We start from the raw sequence: 4,337 nt of genomic DNA on the forward strand, positions 1-4,337 counted from the left end.
GGGGCTACAGACCCCGTAGCCCGGAAAAGGTGCGCAGCACCGCCTCCGGGGAAAGGCTCCTGCCTGCCGGCACCCTTCATTCACGCCCATGATGAGATGAACCCGGCCCCGAACCGATATTATTCAGGCAAGCCTTCCCTCGCCAGATACGGTAAACTAATGCTGATTTTGCATCAGGAAGCCACTATGAACCTCTCCCTCAAACCCTGGAATACCTTTGGCATTAGCCATTCTGCCAAAGCAATTGTACTTGCTGAAAATGAACAACAGTTGCTGGCTGCCTGGCAAGCCGCCGCTGCAGAACACCAACCTTGTCTGATCCTTGGAGAAGGAAGCAACGTTCTGTTCCTGAAAGACTATTCCGGCACGGTGATCATCAACCGCATCATGGGGATCGAGGTAAGCGAAACGTTTGAAGCCTGGCGTTTGCACGTTGGCGCCGGTGAAAACTGGCATCAACTGGTGCAATATGCGCTGGAAAATGGAATGCCTGGGCTGGAAAATCTGGCTTTAATTCCTGGCTGCGCGGGATCTTCGCCAATTCAAAATATTGGTGCCTATGGCGTCGAACTGCAGCGAGTATGTGAATACGTAGACTGTATCGAACTCGAAACAGGTCGCAAGCAGCGCCTTTCTGCAGCAGAGTGCCGTTTCGGCTATCGCGACAGTATTTTCAAACATGAATATCAGGATCGTTACGCGATAGTGGCTGTTGGACTACGGCTGGAAAAAGCGTGGCGTCCCGTGTTGACCTACGGGGATTTAACTCGTCTCGATCCGCAAACTGTTACCCCCCGCCAGGTGTTTGATGCGGTTTGCCATATGCGTATGACCAAGTTACCGGATCCTAAAGTGAATGGTAATGCCGGTAGCTTCTTTAAGAACCCGGTCGTCAGTGCTCAGGTTGCTCAGGAATTGCTGGCTGCATTCCCTGGCGCGCCACATTATCCACAGGCTGACGGCAGCATTAAATTGGCGGCCGGTTGGCTTATCGACCAGTGCCAGCTAAAAGGTAAAACTATCGGCGGGGCTGCCGTTCACCGTCAGCAGGCGTTGGTGTTGATCAACGATAACCAGGCGACCAGCGATGATGTCGTTGGGTTGGCACACTATGTCCGCCAGCAGGTAGGCGAGAAATTTAATGTTTGGCTCCAGCCTGAAGTGCGCTTCATCGCAGAGAACGGTGAAGTGAATGCGGAAGAGGTGATTGCATGAAAGATAATACCGTACCCCTGACGCTGATCTCTATTCTGGCGGATGGCGAGTTTCACTCTGGCGAACAGCTCGGCGAACGCCTGGGGATGAGCCGCGCGGCAATTAACAAGCATATGCAGACGCTCCGCGACTGGGGTGTTGATGTGTTTACCGTACCAGGGAAGGGCTATAGCCTCCCTGAACCGATTGAATTGCTGGATGAGCAAAAGATTGCCGGCCAGATTGAACAAGGTCGTATTACCGTGCTGCCGGTGATTGATTCCACCAACCAGTATTTGCTGGATCGTCTGGATGAACTGAAGTCAGGTGATGCCTGTGTCGCTGAATATCAGCAGGCTGGTCGTGGCCGCCGCGGGCGTAAGTGGTTCTCACCGTTTGGGGCCAATCTTTATCTCTCCATGTACTGGCGTCTGGAACAAGGCCCTGCTGCTGCGATTGGTTTGAGCCTGGTGATCGGTATTGTGATTGCAGAAGTACTGCAGAGCCTGGGGGCGGATAACGTTCGGGTCAAATGGCCGAATGATATTTATCTGCAGGACCGCAAGTTGTCCGGTATCCTGGTAGAACTGACAGGCAAAACCGGTGATGCCGCGCAAATCGTCAGCGGCGCTGGTATCAACCTCGTGATGCGCCGCGTTGAGTCTGACATTGTCAATCAGGGGTGGATCAGCCTCCAGGAGGCGGGAGTCTTCATTGACCGTAACACCCTGACGGCGCGTCTGGTGAAAGCATTACGTACCGGTTTGCAACTATTCGAACAGGAAGGTTTAACACCTTACCTGCCACGCTGGGAAAAACTGGATAACTTTATTAATCGGCCGGTGAAGCTGATTATTGGTGATAAGGAAATATTTGGTATTTCTCGCGGAATTGATGCGCAAGGGGCATTATTACTCGAGCAGGATGGGGTAATTAAACCTTGGGTCGGAGGCGAGATATCGCTGCGTAGCGCTGAATAAACAGAAGGGAGCTTGCGCTCCCTTTTTTATTTCCGTAGGCGAACTTGATCGACCGAATGATTTGCGCTTTTGGTCATTATCAAGCTGGCCCGCTCTCTGGTTGGTAATATATTTTCTTTTAAGTTCAGTAGGTTGATCTCATTCCATAATGAAGTGGCAATATTGACCGCTTCCTCTTTTGAGAGTTTGGCGTAATTATGGAAATAAGAATCCGGATCGGTAAAAGCGCCTTCACGGAATTTCAGGAAGCGATTGATATACCAGTTCTTTAATAAGTCTTCCGGCGCATCGACATAAATAGAGAAGTCGACAAAGTCAGAGACAAATACATGATGCGGATCGTGCGGATAATCCATCCCGCTCTGCAGAACGTTCAAACCTTCCAGAATAAGAATATCCGGTTGAGCAACGGTTTTATCACCATCAGGAATAACATCATAAATGAGATGGGAATAGACCGGCGCGGTGGCATTTGGTACGCCAGATTTCAGGTCAGAAACAAACTTCACCAACCGATGCATATCATAGGACTGCGGGAAGCCCTTTTTCTTCATCAAGCCGCGTTCTTTTAACACCGAGTTAGGATGTAAGAAGCCATCGGTAGTTATCAGTTCAACATGACGATGTTCCGGCCAGCGGCTAAGCAGCGCCTGTAAAACACGCGCTGTAGTACTTTTACCAACCGCAACGCTACCTGCAATACTGATGATGTAAGGAATACGCTGGCCGTTGGTGCCAAGAAATTGCTCAAGCACCGCCTGGCGACGGAGGTTGGAACTGATATAGAAATTGAGCAAACGTGACAGCGGCAAATAGATCTCGGCGACTTCTTCCAGCGAAAGATCTTCGTTGATGCCTTTTAACCGCGCGATTTCTTCCTCTGTCAGCGTCATCGGAACGGAATCACGAAGTGCAGCCCATTGGTTGCGGTTAAATTGTAGATAGGGTGTCATTAACGTCTGCTCTTTTTTGCTCATAAGCATGTTCTTACTATCACCGAAAAAGAGGTAGCGGTGATGCTTCACACTAGTTAATCAGGACAATGGGCAGGAGGGTAACACCAGAATGCCGGGAATAATAAGAAAAAAACTCATCGAAGGGCGCTTTCTCATAGCAGCATCACAAGTGATGAATAAGTAGAAAGAGGGGAGAAAGCGAGTCTGCTATCTTTGCAGGTTAGCAATCGCACCTGCCACCAGGATTTGCAGGTGAAAAAACCATCATTCTTATATCTGACAGGCGCAGCGAAACAAATTCTGCGTTGATGAGTGCGCTTTTTTTGCACTCCATTGTTTGAAATTACACCGTTTTTTGGTGTAAGAGCACAAAATGTGAGCAAGAGAACGTTTTATGCAAATTTTTAGTTGCATGAACTCGCAGGTCTCCCTAGAATGCGCGCTACTTGATGCCGACTTAGCTCAGTAGGTAGAGCAACTGACTTGTAATCAGTAGGTCACCAGTTCGATTCCGGTAGTCGGCACCATAACAATTTGGGTGGGGTTCCCGAGCGGCCAAAGGGAGCAGACTGTAAATCTGCCGTCATCGACTTCGAAGGTTCGAATCCTTCCCCCACCACCACTTTCGGGCAACGCTTTGCGTAGCCGGAGTTGGTTGGGTAAACTAATCAGCTCAACATTAAAGAGAGCAATCTCTTTTTTGTTACAGAAAGAACTGGGTAGCCGAGTTTCAGGATGCGGGCATCGTATAATGGCTATTACCTCAGCCTTCCAAGCTGATGATGCGGGTTCGATTCCCGCTGCCCGCTCCAGACGTGCTGATATGGCTCAGTTGGTAGAGCGCACCCTTGGTAAGGGTGAGGTCCCCAGTTCGACTCTGGGTATCAGCACCACTTCTTTATCTCTCCTTCCCTGTTTCTCTCTGTTTATTGCATTCAACAAGTCGGGCATGTTGCCTGGTTGATGTGGTGATATCACCGATTTATCCGTGTCTTAGAGGGACAATCGATGTCTAAAGAAAAGTTTGAACGTACAAAACCGCACGTTAACGTCGGTACTATCGGCCACGTTGACCATGGTAAAACAACGCTGACCGCTGCAATCACTACCGTACTGGCTAAAACCTACGGCGGTGCTGCTCGCGCATTCGATCAGATCGATAACGCGCCGGAAGAAAAAGCTCGTGGTATCACCATCAACACTTCCC

At 49.8% G+C, this 4,337-nt stretch carries 4 protein-coding genes and 4 tRNA genes; 7 read left to right on the plus strand and 1 reads right to left on the minus strand.

Translation table 11 applies throughout. From position 1 onward, the window contains the following. Positions 1 to 186 precede the first annotated feature (186 nt). Complete coding sequence (murB, locus tag ABLV07_RS16275; protein WP_042896433.1) at positions 187 to 1,215, plus strand: UDP-N-acetylmuramate dehydrogenase; 1,029 nt, start codon at positions 187 to 189, stop codon at positions 1,213 to 1,215. Then, positions 1,212 to 2,174, plus strand: a complete 963-nt coding sequence (gene birA, locus ABLV07_RS16280; RefSeq protein WP_015368831.1) for a bifunctional biotin--[acetyl-CoA-carboxylase] ligase/biotin operon repressor BirA — start codon at positions 1,212 to 1,214, stop codon at positions 2,172 to 2,174. The genes murB and birA overlap by 4 nt, the downstream gene beginning before the upstream one ends. Positions 2,175 to 2,200: 26 nt before the next feature. On the opposite strand, the gene coaA is transcribed toward birA, so the two are convergent. Continuing rightward, positions 2,201 to 3,151, minus strand: coding sequence for a type I pantothenate kinase (gene coaA, locus ABLV07_RS16285; RefSeq protein ID WP_032713830.1), 951 nt, complete (start codon positions 3,149 to 3,151; stop codon positions 2,201 to 2,203). Between the two features lie 430 nt (positions 3,152 to 3,581). Between coaA and ABLV07_RS16290 the strand changes: the two genes are divergently transcribed. The 5 genes from ABLV07_RS16290 to ABLV07_RS16310 form a co-directional block, all read left to right on the plus strand. Beyond that, positions 3,582 to 3,657: transfer RNA gene (locus tag ABLV07_RS16290), tRNA-Thr, on the plus strand. Positions 3,658 to 3,667: 10 nt separating this feature from the next. Next, positions 3,668 to 3,752, plus strand: a tRNA-Tyr gene (locus tag ABLV07_RS16295). 115 nt (positions 3,753 to 3,867) lie between these two features. Then, positions 3,868 to 3,942 (plus strand) — tRNA-Gly (locus ABLV07_RS16300). A gap of 5 nt (positions 3,943 to 3,947) precedes the next feature. After that, a tRNA-Thr gene (locus tag ABLV07_RS16305) sits at positions 3,948 to 4,023 on the plus strand. A 115-nt stretch (positions 4,024 to 4,138) separates the two neighbouring features. After that, the coding region (locus ABLV07_RS16310) for a GTP-binding protein (RefSeq protein ID WP_000031657.1) at positions 4,139 to 4,337 on the plus strand (199 nt) is incomplete at its 3' end.

This window comes from Klebsiella sp. CN_Kp097 (assembly GCF_040064495.1).
GTDB lineage: Bacteria > Pseudomonadota > Gammaproteobacteria > Enterobacterales > Enterobacteriaceae > Klebsiella > Klebsiella aerogenes.

Coding starts and splice junctions, on each gene's coding strand:
- birA (WP_015368831.1), top strand. CDS start 1,212: ATGAAAGATAATACCGTACCCCTGACGCTGATCTCTATTCTGGCGGAT.
- murB (WP_042896433.1), top strand. CDS start 187: ATGAACCTCTCCCTCAAACCCTGGAATACCTTTGGCATTAGCCATTCT.
- coaA (WP_032713830.1), bottom strand. CDS start 3,151: ATGAGCAAAAAAGAGCAGACGTTAATGACACCCTATCTACAATTTAAC.